This is a genomic window from Rhodohalobacter mucosus (assembly GCF_003150675.1).
GTDB classification, from domain to species: domain Bacteria; phylum Bacteroidota; class Rhodothermia; order Balneolales; family Balneolaceae; genus Rhodohalobacter; species Rhodohalobacter mucosus.
In genome coordinates this window covers 32981-51206 of the sequence record NZ_QGGB01000006.1, presented here as the reverse complement: position 1 = coordinate 51206, position 18226 = coordinate 32981, and the positions used below count along the sequence as shown (strand labels likewise).

The 18226-nt window shown below is 50.0% G+C and carries 18 protein-coding genes; 5 read left to right on the top strand and 13 right to left on the bottom strand.

All coding sequences use genetic code 11. The features are described from left to right. Nucleotides 1–386: 386 nt before the first annotated feature. Together DDZ15_RS07995 and DDZ15_RS07990 are read right to left on the bottom strand one after the other, a co-directional pair. Nucleotides 387–797, bottom strand: coding sequence for a type II toxin-antitoxin system VapC family toxin (locus DDZ15_RS07995; protein ID WP_109646570.1), 411 nt, complete (start codon nt 795–797; stop codon nt 387–389). Continuing rightward, nucleotides 794–1060, bottom strand: a complete 267-nt coding sequence (locus tag DDZ15_RS07990; protein ID WP_146198546.1) for a FitA-like ribbon-helix-helix domain-containing protein — start codon at nt 1058–1060, stop codon at nt 794–796. The genes DDZ15_RS07995 and DDZ15_RS07990 overlap by 4 nt, the downstream gene beginning before the upstream one ends. A gap of 101 nt (nt 1061–1161) precedes the next feature. On the opposite strand from DDZ15_RS07990, the gene DDZ15_RS07985 reads away from it, so the two are divergent. The 3 genes from DDZ15_RS07985 (at nt 1162) to DDZ15_RS07975 (ending at nt 3988) form a co-directional block, all read left to right on the top strand. Further along, entirely contained in the window at nt 1162–2340 is a 1179-nt protein-coding gene (locus tag DDZ15_RS07985) for a 3-hydroxyacyl-CoA dehydrogenase NAD-binding domain-containing protein (RefSeq protein WP_109646568.1), read from the top strand. Further along, the gene (locus tag DDZ15_RS07980) at nt 2324–2773 is read left to right on the top strand and encodes a PaaI family thioesterase (RefSeq protein ID WP_109646567.1); all 450 of its coding nucleotides are present in this window, start codon (nt 2324–2326) and stop codon (nt 2771–2773) included. Before DDZ15_RS07985 ends, DDZ15_RS07980 begins: the two co-directional genes overlap by 17 nt. 69 nt (nt 2774–2842) lie before the next feature. Next, nucleotides 2843–3988: a PP2C family protein-serine/threonine phosphatase gene (locus DDZ15_RS07975; RefSeq protein WP_109646566.1), complete on the top strand. Its 1146-nt coding sequence runs from the start codon at nt 2843–2845 to the stop codon at nt 3986–3988. Nucleotides 3989–4068: 80 nt separating this feature from the next. Here DDZ15_RS07975 and tkt read toward each other — a convergent pair whose 3' ends face one another. The 10 genes from tkt to uvrC form a co-directional block, all read right to left on the bottom strand. After that, complete coding sequence (gene tkt, locus DDZ15_RS07970; protein WP_109646565.1) at nt 4069–6066, bottom strand: transketolase; 1998 nt, start codon at nt 6064–6066, stop codon at nt 4069–4071. A gap of 120 nt (nt 6067–6186) precedes the next feature. Next, nucleotides 6187–7098 carry a DMT family transporter gene (locus DDZ15_RS07965; protein ID WP_109646564.1) on the bottom strand — a complete coding sequence of 304 codons (912 nt, stop codon included), beginning with the start codon at nt 7096–7098 and terminating at the stop codon, nt 6187–6189. A gap of 102 nt (nt 7099–7200) precedes the next feature. Then, a complete protein-coding gene (locus DDZ15_RS07960; RefSeq protein ID WP_109646563.1) occupies nt 7201–8232 on the bottom strand; it encodes a tetratricopeptide repeat protein in 1032 nt (343 codons plus the stop codon). A gap of 119 nt (nt 8233–8351) precedes the next feature. Then, nucleotides 8352–9065 carry an LOG family protein gene (locus DDZ15_RS07955; RefSeq protein WP_109646562.1) on the bottom strand — a complete coding sequence of 238 codons (714 nt, stop codon included), beginning with the start codon at nt 9063–9065 and terminating at the stop codon, nt 8352–8354. A gap of 6 nt (nt 9066–9071) precedes the next feature. After that, on the bottom strand, nt 9072–9698 hold the full coding sequence (locus DDZ15_RS07950; RefSeq protein ID WP_146198545.1) for a DUF5683 domain-containing protein: 627 nt from the start codon (nt 9696–9698) through the stop codon (nt 9072–9074). Nucleotides 9699–9711: 13 nt separating this feature from the next. Then, nucleotides 9712–10632: a ParB/RepB/Spo0J family partition protein gene (locus tag DDZ15_RS07945; protein WP_109646560.1), complete on the bottom strand. Its 921-nt coding sequence runs from the start codon at nt 10630–10632 to the stop codon at nt 9712–9714. A gap of 11 nt (nt 10633–10643) precedes the next feature. Further along, the gene (locus DDZ15_RS07940) at nt 10644–11441 is read right to left on the bottom strand and encodes a ParA family protein (protein ID WP_109646559.1); all 798 of its coding nucleotides are present in this window, start codon (nt 11439–11441) and stop codon (nt 10644–10646) included. Nucleotides 11442–11601: 160 nt separating this feature from the next. Beyond that, complete coding sequence (locus tag DDZ15_RS07935; RefSeq protein ID WP_109646558.1) at nt 11602–12216, bottom strand: anti-sigma factor; 615 nt, start codon at nt 12214–12216, stop codon at nt 11602–11604. Continuing rightward, nucleotides 12213–12848 carry an RNA polymerase sigma factor gene (locus DDZ15_RS07930; RefSeq protein WP_109646557.1) on the bottom strand — a complete coding sequence of 212 codons (636 nt, stop codon included), beginning with the start codon at nt 12846–12848 and terminating at the stop codon, nt 12213–12215. Before DDZ15_RS07930 ends, DDZ15_RS07935 begins: the two co-directional genes overlap by 4 nt. A gap of 216 nt (nt 12849–13064) precedes the next feature. Then, a complete protein-coding gene (uvrC, locus tag DDZ15_RS07925; RefSeq protein ID WP_109646846.1) occupies nt 13065–14900 on the bottom strand; it encodes an excinuclease ABC subunit UvrC in 1836 nt (611 codons plus the stop codon). Between the two features lie 218 nt (nt 14901–15118). Here uvrC and DDZ15_RS07920 point away from each other — a divergent pair, with 218 nt between their 5' ends. Continuing rightward, nucleotides 15119–15814, top strand: coding sequence for an RluA family pseudouridine synthase (locus DDZ15_RS07920; RefSeq protein ID WP_109646556.1), 696 nt, complete (start codon nt 15119–15121; stop codon nt 15812–15814). Between the two features lie 166 nt (nt 15815–15980). Then, nucleotides 15981–16886: an anti-sigma factor family protein gene (locus tag DDZ15_RS07915; protein WP_109646555.1), complete on the top strand. Its 906-nt coding sequence runs from the start codon at nt 15981–15983 to the stop codon at nt 16884–16886. Here the strand turns inward: DDZ15_RS07915 and DDZ15_RS07910 are convergent. After that, the gene (locus DDZ15_RS07910; RefSeq protein WP_109646554.1) at nt 16871–18178 is read right to left on the bottom strand and encodes a DNA recombination protein RmuC; all 1308 of its coding nucleotides are present in this window, start codon (nt 18176–18178) and stop codon (nt 16871–16873) included. The two genes, DDZ15_RS07915 and DDZ15_RS07910, sit on opposite strands and share 16 nt — an antisense overlap. Nucleotides 18179–18226 lie beyond the last annotated feature (48 nt).

Below are 18226 nucleotides of genomic sequence, written 5' to 3'. Positions count from 1 at the left end.
TTCGTTAAGGAGTGTCCCCTCCTTCACAAGAGCCTGTCCCGTCCCGAATGCATTCGGGATCGGGAAGGGACCGGGCCTGCCCGCTCGAAGCCGCATCGGCAAAGGCAGGGGTAGCTTCAGATTTTATTGCGGATGTATAAATGATTAACTAGCTCACAAGCCTTAATGAAATTTTCTGAATTCGATTTGCGTCCAAAAAATGAGCCCACTTTTTCCATATGGATCCCTTCGGTGCTGAGCCTTGGTTTGGCTCAAATAATTAAATTTTGCCGTTAATTACATTGGCTACCGCCTCCAAGGGAAAAGAATACCATAACCCTCATTCATCCCGCGCACAGACAAATTTCTGATAAATCTATCAAACCGGACTTGCGTTTATCAGCCTTCTACAGAGTTTCCACAAAATGCGCAAACGGGGTTTGTTTGATTCCCCGGTAAAACCTCATATCAGCGGTGGTTACCGTCTGATTGAACTCAATGGCGACTGAAAGGTAACATGCATCGTATAGTGTGATTGGCAGTGTGGACGAAAGGTCAAAAGCAAGCCTGGATATCATTGAATAAGGTATAACCTCAAAAGGCAGTTTGCGGATTTCCTGAACCATTGTATCAGCATCATTCTGTTCAACCAATCTTTGCCTGACTTTTTTTGTTACGATGGCATCGAATTCGATGAAAAACAGATCAGGTGCTATCAGGCTGTTGTAAGAACTCAGCAATATACCTGCTTCTTCATGCTTTTCTTCAGGTAAAAACCATTTAATGGCTACACAAGCATCAATAACCGGTTTGTTCATCTGGACCTGTCATCTGATAATTCATCCCCGCTGTCGGGAAATTTTTTTCCCGATGCCTTGTACTTCATAAGAATTTCATTGACCCTTCCTCTCGTTTCTTCAATGTCTGGCTTAGCATGAAATTCCACTAACTCTTTCAGCTCCTCTTGCAGGGATCGATTATTTCTTGCAGCTCTCTCTTTCAGCCTTTCAAGCGTTTTTTTATCGATATTTCTGATTAATACATCTGCCATACTTGCTATTTGTTGTTTAAATGATATCATAATGATATCATTTTTCCAGCTATAATCCAATAGCTTGGTTTTGCCTTCCGATTGCTTATTTTTGATTTGTTAGCCACAACACAAATAACAACTTTAGAGGTTTGGACAAGAATACAGTGATCGGGATTATCGGAGCGGGAACCATGGGGACGGGCATTGCCCAGATAGCGTCCACATTTAACCACGAGGTGATTCTTTATGACGCCTATCCCGATCAGCTCGACTCCTCCCGCAGCGGACTCGAAAAAATCCTGAACCGCCAGATTGAAAAGGAACGGATGACCCGGGAACAGGTTGACGGTATCCTGGAGCGCATCACCTTCACAAACGAACTCTCGTCAGTAAAACCGTGCGGATTTGTGATTGAGGCCATTGTGGAAGACCTGGAGGTTAAAAAGAACGTCTTCTCCAATATCGAAAAATTTGTTGACAGGGATGCCGTTCTGGCATCCAACACCTCCTCCCTCTCTATCGCCTCCATCTCCTCTGCCCTGAACTATCCGAACCGTTTTCTGGGCGTACACTTTTTCAATCCGGCTCCGCTTATGAAGCTGGTGGAGATCATTCCGGGCATATCCACTGAAGAAAATATCACGGCAGCCACGCGGTCTCTGATTGATTCCTGGGAGAAAGTCACCGTTGCTGCAAAAGACACCCCCGGGTTTATCGTAAACCGCGTAGCACGACCGTTTTATGGTGAAGCGCTGCGAATCTATGAGGAAGGCATTGCGGATCCTGCAACGATCGACTGGGCCATGAAGGAGCTCGGCGGGTTCCGGATGGGTCCGTTTGAGCTGATGGATCTGATTGGCCACGATGTAAACTACAAGGTGACCGAATCGGTATTCAAAGAGTTTTACTACGACCCCCGCTTCAAGCCGTCGTTTGCGCAAAAACGGCTGGTGGAGGCGGGCCGGCTGGGTAAAAAATCGGGCATCGGTTTCTACGATTACCGTGACGGCGCCGGGGCTCCCGAGCCTGAAAAGGACGAAGCAAAAGGAGAGCTTATTCTGCACCGCATCCTGGCCATGCTAATCAACGAGGCGGCCGATGCGGTTTTTATGAATATTGCCTCAGCCAAAGACGTGGACCTGGCGATGACCAACGGGGTGAACTATCCCAAAGGTCTGCTTGAATGGGCCGACGAGATGGGTCCGGCCACGGTGATGGAGTGGATGGACGGCCTTTATGAAGAGTATCTTGAGGACCGGTACAGACCCAATCCCCTTCTTAAACGCGTTGTAATTAACGGAGATACATTTCATGAGCAGAGCGAGTAACCCTTCCGGTTCAAACAGGCCGGAAGAGATCGTAAACCGGATGATGAAGGATGACGCGTTCAGCCGGTGGATGGGCGTTTCCGTGCTGGAGGTTCGCGAAGGGTACTGCAAAATCACCTGTCCGGTAAGCGAACAGATGCTGAACGGATACCGGGTGACCCACGGCGGGATTCTCTTCTCCCTGGCCGACAGCGCACTGGCCTTTTCGGCAGCCACCTATGGGCGCGTATCACTTGCGATCGATAACTCCATCTCGTTCACAAAGAAAAGCACGGCCGGTGATCGCCTGGTTGCCGTATCCGAATGCATCAACCTGACACATAAAACGGGCCTTTTTGAGGTTCGCGTCCTGAATGAAAAGGAAGACCTCCTTGCCGTTATGAAGGCTACGGTTTACCGAACCGGAGAGGAGTTTGACTTGCAGCAGAGCTAAAAACTGACAACTTTTATCTTTCAGATCCGTAGTGAATCACAATTCACATTCTTATCAACAGATTAGCCGATGGCATTAAAAAACGAAGCGCGAACATCCTACAATACAAAGACCTTCTACCGGGAGTATGTATCGGGTATGACCTCCCGTCAGCTGGGACAGGAATTTCAGTCCGATTCGGAGCGGCTCAAGAAGCTCTACTCGGATGCTCTCCGTGAGACCAATCCCAACATCCCGCCGGCAAAAATACCCGTATTTCAGAAATTTCTGAGCCTCCTTGCGGCACTCACCAAGCGGCTGAATCCCGTACGCCGGCTGGTGTTCGGGGTAGCCCTGCTCAGCTTTGCATCCCACTTTCTGCTCTCGTTTTTCGGAATCGGTCAGGCGTTTCTGCTGCCCGTTGCCTTCCTGGCACTCATGGTAATTCTGCTGATCGAGCTGCTCGAAAAATCGGATGTTCAGAAAGAGCTCGATTTTGCGCGCGATATTCAGCTGAGCCTCCTCCCTCCTTCCGAGGTAAAGGCAGGCCGCCTTGAAACCTGTTCGTTCGCAGCCACCGCACAGGAAGTGGGCGGCGATTATGTGGATATCATTGAAACCGAAAAGGGCATGTATGTGATCATTGCGGATGTATCGGGCAAGGGTATGAGCGCAGCCCTTTACATGGTGAGAATTCAGGCGCTGGTGCATCTCCTCATCAAAAAGATGCATCCCAGCCCCAAAGAACTTTTCCTTGAGCTGAACGACTACGTAAAATCCAATAAAACCGACAAAACCTTTGTCACCGCATGTGCCGCCTATTTTCCGAAGGATGCGGATCACTTCATCTTTTCACGTGCAGGCCACAACATCCCGCTTGTTTACAGCAAAAAACACGACAGTACATTCCGGCTTGATACGGACGGGTTTGCACTGGGAATGACCTCCACCACAATGCTCCGCAAAAAGCTGGTGGAGAAAAAGTTCCAGTTCGATCCGGGCGACAGCCTGCTTCTCTACACCGACGGACTGGTTGAGCTGCGAAACGACAAACAGGAAGAGTACGGTGAGAATAAACTGGACGGTATTCTGTCGATCTACGGATCCCTCCACGCAAAAACGATCACCCAGAAGATTCAGTCATCCATTGAGCTCTTTATGGGTAATCAGCAGCCTCTCGACGATATTACGTTTACCACCGTTCACAAAAATGAACCGCGTCAAACGCTCGGCTAACCGCCGCATGTTCGATGGGTGGGAGTTTGTTGCAAAGTGTCCCCATTTCGGTTGACGGAGGGACACTCTTGACCCACATCTTAACCAAGCAGCTTATCCGCATTCTCAAGGATTTTCTCCACCGTAAGCCCCAGGTGCCCGTATACATCCTGGTAAGGAGCTGATTCGCCGTACCGGTCGATTCCCATTACGATTCCCTCGCTGCCTGTCCATTTGTGCCAGCCGAGCGTGGCAGCCGCTTCTATCGAGATCCGTTTGGTCACCGCAGCAGGCAACACCCCTTCACGGTAAGCGGGGGGCTGATCTTCAAAGAGCTCCCAGCACGGCATGCTCACCACGCGAACCGACCGCCCTTGTTCTTCCAGTTTTTCAGCGGCCTCCAGCGCCAGCTGAACCTCCGACCCGGTGGCTATCAGGATGAGCTCAGGCGTGCTGCCCGACTCTTTTTTGAGTGTATAGCCACCATGCTCTGCTCCGGAGGCGTCTGCATAAACGCTGCGGTCAACTGTCGGCAGGTTCTGACGGGTAAGCACCAGGAGCGACGGACCGTCGTCTTTTTCAATTGCGCTTTTCCAGGCATAGGCGGTTTCGTTTGCATCGGCCGGTCGCAGCACATTCACATTCGGCATAGCCCGGAGAGCGGCAAGATGCTCAATCGGCTGATGCGTGGGGCCGTCTTCTCCCAGCCCGATGCTGTCGTGCGTAAATACAAAAATTGAGGGGATACCCGAGAGGCCCGCAATCCGAATCGCCGGTTTGTTGTAGTCGCTGAAAACCAGGAACGTGCCTCCGAACGGGATGATGCCGCCGTGGAGCGCCATGCCGTTGAGCGCAGCGCCCATCGCGTGCTCGCGTACACCGTAGTGCACATTCCTGCCGCTGTAGTCGGCTGCACTGAAAATGCCCTTGTTAAACAACTCGGTGTTGTTGCTTCCCGTGAGGTCTGCCGAGCCGCCAACCATGTTGAACAGATGTTTTGCAATTTCGTTGATCACAGCACCGGAGGCCTTACGTGACGCCATGCCCTTGCTGTCGGCTTCAAATACGGGCAGTACCTCTTCCCAGTGTTCGGGCAGTTCCCGTTTTATGTAGTCCAGGTAGGTTGCGCCGTCAACCGGATACACCTTGCCATAGTCCTTCAGCAGTGCATTCCACTCCGATTCTGCCTTCTCACCGGCGGCCAGCGCCTGTCTGTACACATCCCGCACGTCGTCGGCAACAAAAAAAGTTTTATCCGGATCCTCACCAAGCTGCTCTTTTGTAAGACGCACCTCTTCCTCTCCCAGTGGGGATCCGTGCGAAGAGGCAGAATCCTGCTTATTGGGGCTGCCGTATCCGATATGGGTCCGGCACTCAATGAGCGACGGGGTTTCGGTGGTTTGTGCGTGGCGGATGGCCGATGCAATCTCCGAATGATCATGCCCGTCCACAACCTGCACGTCCCAGCCGTACGCCTCAAAACGCTGCTTCGTATTGTCGGAGAATGCGAGATCCGTGGACCCGTCGATCGAGATGTTGTTCGAGTCGTAGAGGTAGATCAGTTTGTTCAGCTTCAGGTGTCCCGCAAGGGAAGCCGCTTCATGTGAAATTCCCTCCATCAGGTCGCCGTCACTCACAATCGCATAGGTAAAATGATCAACCAGTTTGTGCGACTCTTTATTGAAAGTGGCTGCCAGGTGCGCTTCGGCCATCGCCATTCCCACACCGGTTGCAAATCCCTGTCCGAGGGGACCGGTCGTGGTCTCTACGCCGGGCGTTAATCCGTATTCGGGATGCCCCGGTGTGATACTGCCAAGCTGACGAAAGTTTTTCAGTTCCTCCATGGGAACGTCATAGCCGGTAAGGTGCAGCAGGGAGTAGAGCAGCATGGAGCCGTGGCCTGCAGACAGAACAAAACGGTCACGGTCTGACCAATCGGGGTTATTGGGATTGTGTTTCAGAAATTTGGTCCAGAGCACGTAGGCTGCATCCGCCATTCCCATAGGCATACCCGGATGACCGGAGTTGGCCGCCTGAACAGCATCCATTGAAAGGGTTCGGAGTGTGTTTACGCAGCGCCGGGTAAGTTCGTCAGACATAGAATGGTTTTGTACGTTGAAAAAGCATGTTTTGGCAGGTTTTTATATCGGCAAAAAGATAGCCAAGTTCGCTGCAATGAGAAAGAAATTTGTGAGATTTCACGACTTTCTGCCGAGAGTTTACGCCCTGGTGCGCTTCTCTTTACTGCCCACATTTACATACAGTGCAGAAACGGAAAAAAGAACCAGCAGGATACCCATCACCTGCAGTATCCTGATCTGTTCACCGAACAGCATAATTCCGAGGGTGGCTGCCGTAGCAGGTTCAATCATTGCGGTAATGGAGGCGCTGCCCGCCTCCATCCTGTTAAGGCCTTCGGTATAGAGAAGGTAGGCAAGTACGGTTGGGAAAATCCCCATGCCCAATACCACCCCAAAGCTCTCCGGGGTAAATGTTTGAGACGGCCACTCCGGACCCACGATCAGTGTGAAGGGGATCAGAAAAAGTGATGCAAACAGAAAAGTGTAAAAGATGATGGTAAGAGGCCGGAACTTTTCCAGTGCAAACTTGCTGAAGATGCTGTAGAGTGCATAGCCGAAGCCGGACCCCAGGCCTACCAGGATTCCGTAAAATGAAAACTCTGAAAAACCTGCCGGAAATACTCCCGTAACCAGCACTACACCCGCAAAGGTGAGAGCTAGCGATACGGCTTTGCGGGGAGTAATTTTCTCCCGGAACAGCAGCGCAGACAATAATATGACGAACGCAGGTCCCGTATAGAGCAGGATCACCGCCACCGACAGCGACGTGACGTTGATGGCCGTAAAATAGCACCAGTTGAAAAAGGTAACGCTCAGTATGCCGGTTCCAATGAAATAGCGATAGTCGGCCAGACGAATTCGCAGCAGCGACGGATCGCGCAGCCACAGAATGAAAAACAGCAGAATGGCCGCCATTGCCGCGCGGAGCGTCACGATCTGGAGCGAAGTGAACCCCCCGTCGGACAGATACTCCGTAAAGATGCCGATGCAGCCCCATAACGCGGCTGCCCCACCCACCATCACCGTTGGCAGGGCATTGGTTTGTCTCATAAATGTAGCATTTATTCCAATGGTATCGGTTAGCAAACAATATCTCAAAAAAAAAGCCCTCAACATGAGGGCTTTTTAAAATCGTCAATTCTTCCGGTTAATCTACCTGCCGGTTGGCGTATGGCCTTCGCACTTCAGCTCAAACTGAAGCTCATGATTGGCGGGATCGGTAAAGTCGCCGTAGCGGGCATTTTCAAACGCACTGCATGCATTTTCTTTCTGGCCCAGTCCTTTATACGCCATACCGAGCTCAAAATAGATTTTCGCTTTATCGGTCACACCGCCGCTTTCATAGTCAAGCGCCATTCGGGCTTCGTTCAGAGCCTCATCCCAGTTGCCTCTCAGGTTATGGATTTCCGCCAGCCTGTAATGGGCATCCGCAGACTGCGACTCATAATTCTCAACCCGGTTCAGCAGCTCGATAGCCCTGTCGTAGCGGCGCTCGTCTTTCAGCGTAACCGCTCTGAAAATGAGCTCATCTGCAGCACCCTCACGCGAGTTGTTGAGTGTACGCGTATCGTTTACACGCTGTGCAACCTCAATTGCCTGGTCGTACCACTGCATAAACCCATCTACATCGGTAGGGTTCATCGCTTTGCTGACCACCGCTTTCTGGTAGTATGCTACAGCATAGTTACCGTTAAGTTCGATAGCGGTATCCAGATCTTCCATGGCCGCTGCATAATCCTCATCACGGAATTCGTGGATGGATCGGATATAGTGCAGCTGCGGAATGGCGGCCGTTGCCTGCTGAACCACTTCCTGATCACCAAACTCCTGGCCCACCTCCTGAGCTTCAGAGAAATATTCGAGCGCAGTGGTTGCGTTATCACGCGTTCGCTGCTGCTGATAATCCCGGTAAGCGCTGGATGCACGGCTTCTGGCTACTTTCGGTAGGGTTTCTTCGATAAGGGTTACAATATCATCGATATTGTTTTCGCGGGCTACATCAAGAGCATCGCGAAACAGCCCCATGGCATTTGTAAAATTACCGCTGCCGGCTTGTTCCTGAGCCTGGTTATAAAGTTGAATAGCTGCTGCACGAGCGTCGTCCTGTGCATGAGATTGATCTGCTGCTACCAGCGTAAGCGTAACTACAGCAAACAGCGATACAAGAAGTTTAAAAGATTTCATGGTGATCTGTTTTGATTGGTTACTATGCAATGAAACGGGCTTAACTTAATGAAAATTTAAACACAAAATCACTAAAGCCTGTTTCTTTATTAAAAACTCTGTTCGGATATAAAAGTTTCCTAGTAGGAAAAGTTGGGTTCCGGCTTTTGTTTCCTGTAAAATTCGCAAACATGGCGTACTGCTTCTTCATGATCATCGGTCAAAAAGAAGAGTTCAGCGTCCTCAGGGCTGATCAGGCCGTTTTCTATGAGCTGGGTTTTAATCCAGCCAACCAGGCCTGACCAATAGTCGGTACCCACCATTACAATTGGAATTCTCTTAATTTTATTCGTCTGGATCAATGTCAGCGTCTCAAACAGTTCATCCAGCGTTCCAAATCCTCCGGGAAAAACGATGAACCCCTGCGCATATTTCACAAACATCACTTTCCTTACAAAAAAGTACTTGAAGTTGATCTCATACTTGGGATGGACAAATTCATTTGTACCCTGTTCAAAGGGCAATTCAATACCGAGTCCCACGGATTTACCTCCTTTGTTGTGCGCACCGCGGTTGCCCGCCTCCATAATTCCTGGCCCTCCGCCTGTGATCACGCCAAATCCGTTTTCTGTGATCATTTCAGCCGTCTTGATGGCCATATCATAGTATCTGCTGCCCGGTTTCAGCCGTGCCGATCCAAATACGGAGATACAGGGACCTATTCGCAACAGCTTGTCATAGCCGTCTACGAACTCCCCCATGATTTTGAATATGCTCCATAGATCCTGGTTGCTTTCCGATTCAAAATGATCGGAGGGTCTTTCGTTTTCGGATAAAAATTCTGGTGCTGGCATGGTATGCTACTTTTTTGAAAGTGATATCGAAAGTGTAATACCCGGCGAGCCGTCCGCAAGCAGATCCGGGCTCAGCAACGTTCGGGCGGTTAAATCGTCGGATACGTCAAAACTGCGCATGTGGGCAAAAACATAGGCATCCACCGCGTTTAAACCGTAGGCCAACAAAAATACAATGGCCATAAAATCACGCCTGTTCCGCAGGCTGTTTCGGTTCGATTGCAGCTGCGACCGGTTTACACCCTGCAGCCTCACCGGCGTCGGGCCAAACCGCTGGTCGGTATTCTCCGAAAAGCTGTTGTAGTAGGCGGCGCGGTAGTCCTGATACTGCCCATTCAAATAGTAGGTATAATACCCAACTCCGGCAAACAAACCGTAAACAATAGGCACTTTCCAGGCCTGCCGGTTTTCGATTTGCCCCCATCCGGGAATCATCATCGATTTAAACATCACGGATTTTGGCGAAGGAAAGGTCTCGCGCACCGTATCCGTAGTATCGGGCAGTTCAAGCATGTCAGAATAGGCGGATCCGGCCACCCGGTTCATAAAATGCTGCTGCACCGGGAGCAACTCCTGTTCGCCCGGGGATGTCTGCGCACTTGCCGGCAATGCGGCAAACAGGCAAATCATCATGAACGTGTTGATTTTAACCCATCTCATCGAAAATCTGTATCAGTCGTTCCAGATCATCATCAGAGTAGTATTCAATTTTTATCTCGCCGCCTTTTCCTTTCGCACTAATTTGCACGCGGGTACTCAGTTTGGAGCGAAGTCTTCTGGATATCTCATTCAGGAAAGGATCCGCACTCTTTTTCCCGCTTTTCCCTGAGGCGGTTTTTTCATTCTTCTTGTCAAACGCCTGAACCATTTTTTCTGTCTGGCGAACGGAGAGTGATTTGGAAATGATCTGTTTTAAGAGGCGCTTCTGATCTTCCTCGCTTTTCAGATTGATCAGAGCCCGGGCATGACCCGTTGTGATGCGTTCATCGCGCAGGGCGGCCTGGATAAAGTCGGGCAGCTGAAGAAGGCGAAGCATATTGGTAACCGTGGTGCGGTTCTTACCCACTCGCTCAGCCACCTCGCCCTGTGTATACCCGCACTCGTCAATGAGCCGTTGATAACCCAGCGAAATTTCAAGCGGGTTCAGCTGCTCGCGCTGAATATTTTCGATCAGTGCAAAGGAGATCAGCTGCTCATCGTTTGCTTCCCGGATGTAAGCGGGTATTTCGTCAATTCCTGCTAGTTTACTGGCACGAAGCCGACGCTCGCCGCTTATCAGCTCAAATCGTTTTTCTCCCAGGTAGCGAACGGTAATGGGCTGTATCAGGCCGTGTTTACGGATGGATGAAGCCAGCTCTTCAAGTGCTTCCTCCTTAAAATCACTTCGGGGCTGATGCGGATTCGGACGAATATGCTGAACCGGTATATTGAGAACCACGTTTACCCGTTCGGCGGGCTCGATGGGGATGGCCGTTTTTGTTTCGGGCGCATTCTCATCACCCTCATTTCCCTCATTGTATTCAGGAAAGAAAGCTCCAAGACCACGGCCCAACACTTTTTTTGACATAAATCTCTCCTCTATTTCGACAGAACCGGGCTGTTTTTAAACAGCTTTTTATTCCTTTGTATGATTTCGCGTGCCAGCGAAAGATAGTTTTTAGCCCCCACACTGGTGGCATCGTACAGAAGCGCCGGTTTGCCGAAACTGGGCGCTTCGGCCAGGCGCACATTTCTGGATATAACGGATGAAAACACCCTGTCGTCAAAGTAACGCTTTACCTCTTCGGCAACCTGGTTCGACAATCGTGTGCGCGTATCATACATCGTGAGCAGTACGCCCTCGATATCCAGATCCGGGTTCAGGTGCTGCCGCACAATCTTTATCGTATTGAGCAGCTGCCCAAGCCCTTCCAGCGCAAAATATTCACATTGAACCGGTATCAATACCGAATCGGAGGCCGTTAGCGCATTGATCGTAAGAAGCCCCAGCGATGGCGGACAGTCAATGATGATAAAATCGTATTTCTCCTTTAACGGCTCAATGGCGTCGGCGAGTATGCGCTCGCGCCGGTTGCGGTCAACCATCTCTATTTCGGCCCCGACCAGGTTGATATGCGATGGAATCAAATCCAGAAAGGGAAGCTCGGTTTCGCGAATGGCATTCATTACGTCCACGCCTCCCACCATCACTTCATATACCGAGTTCGAGACGGTTTTCGGCTCTATACCCAGGCCGCTTGTGGAGTTGCTTTGCGGATCGATATCCAGTATAAGTGTAGGATGCTCTATGGCGGCGAGGCTTGCCGCAAGATTAATAGCCGTTGTCGTTTTGCCCACGCCACCCTTTTGGTTGGCAATGGAGATTATTTTACCCATTCGGTATACAGGTGCTGTTTAGATGAACATTGCAAATGAATATAACCCCTAGTACATAGGTAAACAAAAGAAGTTATTCACATGTGCCCGTGGAAAAGGTGTACAGATCACTGATTTATCAATGCTTGCGGCTCTAATATAATCTGTACCCTGCAGGCTCTTATCGCGGACGGGAACCGGTAAGCTGCAGCTGACGCTGCATACCGCGGAATGAGTCTGAGTCGGTTAAGGGCGTTAGCCGCTGGTAGCTGTTTCTGAATATGGAATCGAACGAAGCGGACTCCGTCTGGCCAATCCGGTCGCTGAACCGGATCACCTCGTTATTGTCTACCCACGGCATCGGTTTCACGGTACTGGTTTGATTGGTAAGCTGTGAGCCGGTATCGGCAGAAGGTGCCTGCATAACGGTTCCGTAGGAGGAGGATGCTTGGGCAGCCTGATCCGCACCTGCAGAAGATTCTTCTGGATCTGTGATCAATGCGGTGGCGGTGAATCCGGCAAAGAGTACAGCGGCCGCCGCGTAGAAGATCGGCCTGTGCCACGTACTTCGGCTCGCGGGTCGATTTGCCGCCATGGCGTAAATCGATTCGCAAACCTCTTTTGGCGGTTCCACTTTTGGAAGATCGTTCAGACGTTCCGTCACCTTTCTGAACGATTCTACTTCTATTAACAGATTTTCATTTTCGTTCAGGCTTCGTTCAAACTCCACTTCCTCCGAAGGGTCCATTTCACTGAACAGATACGTTATACTGTTGGTATCCCTGTTATTCTTCATACATTGCTTGATTCCTTCTCACGTTCCTCATCGAACATTTTACGAAGATTGATCAGCGCGTATCTCATCCGCCCCAGTGCGGTATTGATGGAAACTCCGGTCATTTCAGCAATTTCCTTGAAGGGCATCTCATAGTAATGGCGCAGCATTACCACAGTTCTCTGCTCTTCCGGTAAATTGGAAATATGCTTCAGCAAACTGCTCGTGGATTCATCCAGCTCAAGCTTTTCCTGCTGACTCGGAGAGTCTTCGTCGGGCAATCTATCGTAAAAGTCCGTTTTCGACTCTTTGTCGTATGAGCTACTAACGTCGACAAAACGTTTTTGTTTTCTTATATGATCAATTGTTGCATTATGTGCAATCCGCATCACCCAGGCAATCCATTTACCCTGTTCATTGTAGGTGTCATCCATTTTGGTAATCACCTTGGTAAAGGTCTCCTGAAAAATGTCGTTAGCCACCTCACGATTCTGAATCATGCTGAAGATGTAGGAGTAGATCTTGGACTGATGACGGTTCATCAGTTCCCTGAACGCAAGCTGGTCGTCTTTCTTTCTGAAAAGTCGAACGAGCTCTTTGTCCTGCATCTGCTCGTAGCTGGCCGGTATGGAGTCGGATGTTGTAAGCTTCATGGCTGAAGTTAATTTAAAGTCTGTCACACTTATACGAAAACAGAATTTTCAATTTGAACATTCAGCCTTCGCTCAAGCGTCTGTTAATATATACTGCACATATGGTGCCAAGGTTCCGCACCTGCCGAATTTGCAGATTTTGCGCAGTAACCCTGCGTTTCCTGTACAATACACGCTAACCGGCCAACTATCTATCACATTTTCATGCTAAGTTGTTCACGTTTCATCACGATAGTGCCTGTACACCCGTTCGCCGGTTACGGCACCCAGCAGATCGGTCAGCTCTTCCATCCCGGCCTCCCTGATTTTGCTTACAGACCCAAACTCCGAGAGCAGTTTTCTTGCCGTTTTGTCGCCAACTCCCTCAATATCGGTCAATTCCGTCTTTAGCGTGCGGTCCGACCGTTTTTTGCGGTGGTAGGTGATGGCAAACCGGTGTGCCTCATCACGCGCCCTCTGAAGCAGCTTGAGTGCAGAGGATGTTTTTGGAATCATTACCGGGTCGGCCCTGCCGGGAAGAAATACCTCCTCCAGCCTCTTGGCCAGCCCTGCCACATCGCTGTGTCCCTCAAAATCGATCTCCCGAAGCCCCTCAAGCGCCGCATTCAGCTGACCTTTGCCTCCGTCAATCAGTATCAGATCGGGCGGCTGCTGCTTCTCCCGTTTGATTCGTTTGTACCGCCTCATCACAATCTCCTTCATGGATGCATAATCGTCCGCACCGGTTACGGTTCTGATCCTGAACCGCTTGTACTCACTCTTTCTGGGCTGGCCATCAACAAAACAGACCATGGAAGCCACAGGGTCCGATCCCTGAATATTGGAGTTGTCAAAACACTCAATTCTCCTCGGCAGCCTCGACAAAGATAAAAACTGTTTCAGGTCTTTTACCGCCTGGGGTATCCTCTCCTTCTCTGCTTTCTGTTTCTCCAGTTTCCTTTCACCCAGATTGAGGCCGGCATTGGTCACCGCCATCCGTATCAGCTGTTTTTTCTCTCCGATTTGCGGAACAAGCACCGGCACTTTTTTTCCTCTCTGTTCCCACAGATATTCAAGAAGCGGACCGTCATCTTCGATGGGATCACTAAGATAGACCTCATCAGGTATGGCTCCCGCTAACTGGCTTGTATAGTAATCCTCAACAAACGACTGCATCATTACAGGGCGCGGAGTCCCCTCAATATTCTTCAGAAACCGGTGAAATTTACCGATCAGTTTGCCCTCGCGTATCTTGAACAGAACGCCGCACGCTTCACCCAGCTCTTCATCCACATCAAGCGCAAACACATCCCGGTGAACATCCTTATTGGCAACGATTTTCATCTTCTGATTGTACTTCTGCAGGGAGATCATGCTGTCGCGCAGGCGGGCGGCTTCCTCAAAGTCCATCGCTTCCGAGGCAATCTGCATCTCCTCTTTTACCTCGCGGATCAGATCGTCCGTTTTTCCCGACAGAAGCTTCTCCACCTTTTCAATGGTTGTGCGGTACACCTCCTCGTCCCAGTCGCCCGAGCAGTTCTTCAGATAGTCGTCAAAACAGGAGTGCCATTTCGGGGCACCGCGCGACTTGTCTATCATCTTGGGCGATACGGCACAAGTACAAAGTCCGAATGCCTTGCGGATGGTCTCCAGCATGCGCCTCATATGGCCTACATGGTCGTACGGACCGTAATACCGGCTGCCGTCACGGATGATGGTGCGGGTCGGGTAAACGCGCGGACGACCACCGGGCGTAACGCAAATGTAGGGATACGACTTGTCATCCCTGTACATGATATTGTACCGGGGCTGATGCTTTTTGATAAGGTTGTTTTCCAGTATCAGCGCTTCAGCTTCCGAGTCGGTAACAATAACGTCCACATCCTCAATCTTGGATACCATTAGGCGAATGCGCCCGTCATGGCTCCGGGAGCTCTGAAAATAGGATCTCACCCTGTTCCGGAGACGCTTGGCCTTGCCTACATAGAGATAGTTCCCGCGGCTGTCTTTGAACTGATAAACACCGGGTTTGAGCGGCAGATGGGATATTTTTTCTTCCAGACTGATTGGCATAGGCAGTACTCCGGGAATAAAATACGAAAACCACATCCCCGGATAAAAGGTTTATATTCAGGTGCAGGCGGCATCCCACAAGGCACAGGCGGCAGGGCACAGGGCACAGGCGGCAGGCAGCAGGGTACAGACAACTGGCAACACACAACTAACAACGAACCACCAACTTTTGCCTTCTGCCTTCTGCCTTTTCACTTAACACTTACTACTTCAACAAAATGAAAACAACCGGTACACAACCCGATATTGAAATTCTCTTTGAAGACAACCACCTGCTGGTCATCAACAAGCCGTCCGGTGTGCTTTCTCAGGAAGACCGTACCGCAACACCCGATGTGCTCACGCTGTGCAAAGCTTATCTGAAAAAAGAGTACGGAAAACCCGGCAATGTGTTTCTGGGCCTGGTCCACCGGCTTGACAAACCCGTTAGCGGTGTAATGGTGCTTGCAAAAACATCTAAAGCCGCATCCCGATTAAGCGACCAGGTTCGAAGGCGCAAACTGAAAAAAACCTACCTGGCCATTGTAGAGGGCAGCGCACCCTCCAACGGTTTTCTGGATGATTTTCTGCTCAAGGATCCGAATAAGAACATCACGCGTATCGTATCAAGGGATACCCGCGGTGCAAAGGAAGCGCGCCTCTCATTCCAAAAACTGGGTGAAGCGTGCGGTAAATCACTTTTGAAAGTTAATCTGATGACCGGGAGGCCGCACCAGATACGCGTGCAGCTCGCAGGACACGGCTATCCGATCACGGGAGACTCACGATATGGCTCGGCAAACGCTTCCGGTATCTGCCTGCATGCCCGGGAAATTGAGTTCAGCCATCCCACTCTCAAAAAGAGCATACATTTCAGTGGCAACATCCCAAAAAAAGCCCCCTGGACTCTCTTCAAATCCTTTTCGGAAGGTTAACCTGCTGCTGTTGATACGGTTAAACGGGTGATTAACAGCTATCTTAAATGCATTCCGGAGTGAATGGTGGATAAAAAGTTTGCGTTTTTGACCATGGAAGAGGAAGAAATCGGTTAAGATTGCTTTCCATATGTAAATAATCTACAGCAGCACAACTTCATTTCACATGATCAGGTTAACAAAAAAACAGGCACTGGATATCTTACCGGCGGTAGTCGACGGTGAAGCATCCGATGAGCTCAGAATGGCTTTTATGGCCTATATTGAGTCTGATCCTGATGTGCGTGAAGAGTATGAAGATGCTATGATGATTAAAAAGCTTCTTTCGGAGAAGCTCCGTCGTCTCAAGGCACCCGAACACCTGAAAAAAAATGTGCACCGGCTTATTGAGGAGATGGACCAAAATTCCTCATTGCGGGATATGGAGACAGAATCCGAGAGCATCAGTGAAAGCTCCGGGACAGTGAAAGATGATAGTTTCACACGCACCATCCTCTATCCAACTCTGCGTTATCTTGCTGCAGCGGCTGTGATTCTCTTTATTACGCTTACCACCCTCCGTTTTCTCGACAGAATGGACAGTGCGGACGAGTTCATGGCAGCTACCGTAGAAGATTACACCGCTGTTCATTTTGCCAACACGAGCGGAAAAGCTCCCACGTACCACTTTGCAACATCGTCAGAGGAGGACGCAGAACAGTATTTGATCGATCACCACGGCGTCTCCATTACCGTTCCGAAAATTACCGGCGCTAAATTTGCGGGTGTATTCATGTCCGATTTCTACAATGGAATGAAGGCCCCTCTGCTTGAATATCAACAGCCGGACATTAATGAATCCATCTTTTTGTTTGCATTCAGCGTGAATGAGATTGATCAAAACAGGAATATCGTTCGGAACAGGGAAGCTGTCGAAAAATGTGTAAAAACAACCGACTTTCACATCGCTGAAGTGGACTCACGACACGTACTCTCCTGGAAATGGGAAGACAATTGGTATACGGCCGTTTCCAATCATAATGGTCACGATCTGGCTGCCCTGATCGAACCTCTAAACTACGCCTCTCCCTGATCTTCTTTTTCGGGGTCCGGTTTTCTGTCAACCATTGCATCCGGAAGTTTCTTTGATGCCTTTGCACCCAGTTCACGGAGCATTTCCGTCTGTCTGACCAGGTTTCCTGACCCCTCGCTCAGGCGGTTCATCGCCTCATCATAGCTTTTTTGCGTCTGCTGTATCCTGTTCCCGATATCCTTCATGCTCTCTACAAAAAGAACGAACTTGTCGTAAAGTGCACCTCCCCGTTCCGCGATATCCATCGCATTTTTATTCTGGTACTCCTGCTTCCAGACATTGTCGATTGTGGCAAGCGTGGCCAGCAGCGTTGTGGGACTTACGATGATGATATTTTTATCGAATGCTTCGTTGTACAGTTCCGGATCGTTGTGCATTGCGAGTCCGAATGCAGGCTCAATGGGAATAAACATCAGCACAAAATCCGGGCTCTGAAACCCGTGAATCTGTTCATAGTTCTTGTTTCCAAGCCCTTTTACATGTGCCCTGAGTGAATGAATATGCTGTTTAAGTGCCGCCTGCTGCTCTTCGGTGTCCTCGGCCGATGCATATTTTTCGTAGGCGGTGAGAGAAACTTTTGAGTCCACAACCAATTTCTTCTCATCGGGCAGGTGTACGATTACATCGGGCTGAAGCCGCCTGCCGTCTTCATTTGTGCTGCTCTGCTGGGTATGATATTCGTAGCCTTTTCGAAGGCCGGACTTCTCTAGAATCCGCTGCAGGATCACCTCTCCCCAGTTCCCCTGCTTTTTGGTATCGCCTTTAAGGGCTTTGGTGAGATTTCGGGCTTCGTCGCTCATTTTCTGGTTCAGCTCGCGCAGGGTTTTCAGATGCTGATCCAGTGCGCTTCGCCCTTTTACGTCCTCACGGTGGGTATCTTCAACACGTTTCTGAAACTCCGATATTTTTTCGCCGAGCGGCTTCAGAAGGGCATCCAGTTTTTCGCGATTCTGCTCGGTAAATTTTTTCGACTTCTCCTCCAGGATATCGTTTGCCAGATTTCTGAACTCATTTCTAAAGGTCTTTTGAAGCTCCTCCAGTTCCCCCTTCTGCTCCGACAGCCGCTCCTGAAGATTCCGGTAATCGGCTCGCAGCGTCGCAAGCTCCGTCTCCAGAGCGCTTTTCTCAGCACGCTGCGCCTCAAGCCTGTTCTCCCGCTCTTCCAGTTCTGTCTCCTGAAGGCTGTTTCTCTCTCTGAGAAGTGTAATTTTAGAGTTCAGAATCAGAAATGTGATGAGCGCACCCGCTCCAAGCGCAGCCACTGCTATAATGCCGATTTCTATGAGTCCCATATCAGATTTGATTGCACGTTGATTTCCAGAGGCAACAAGATACAAGAC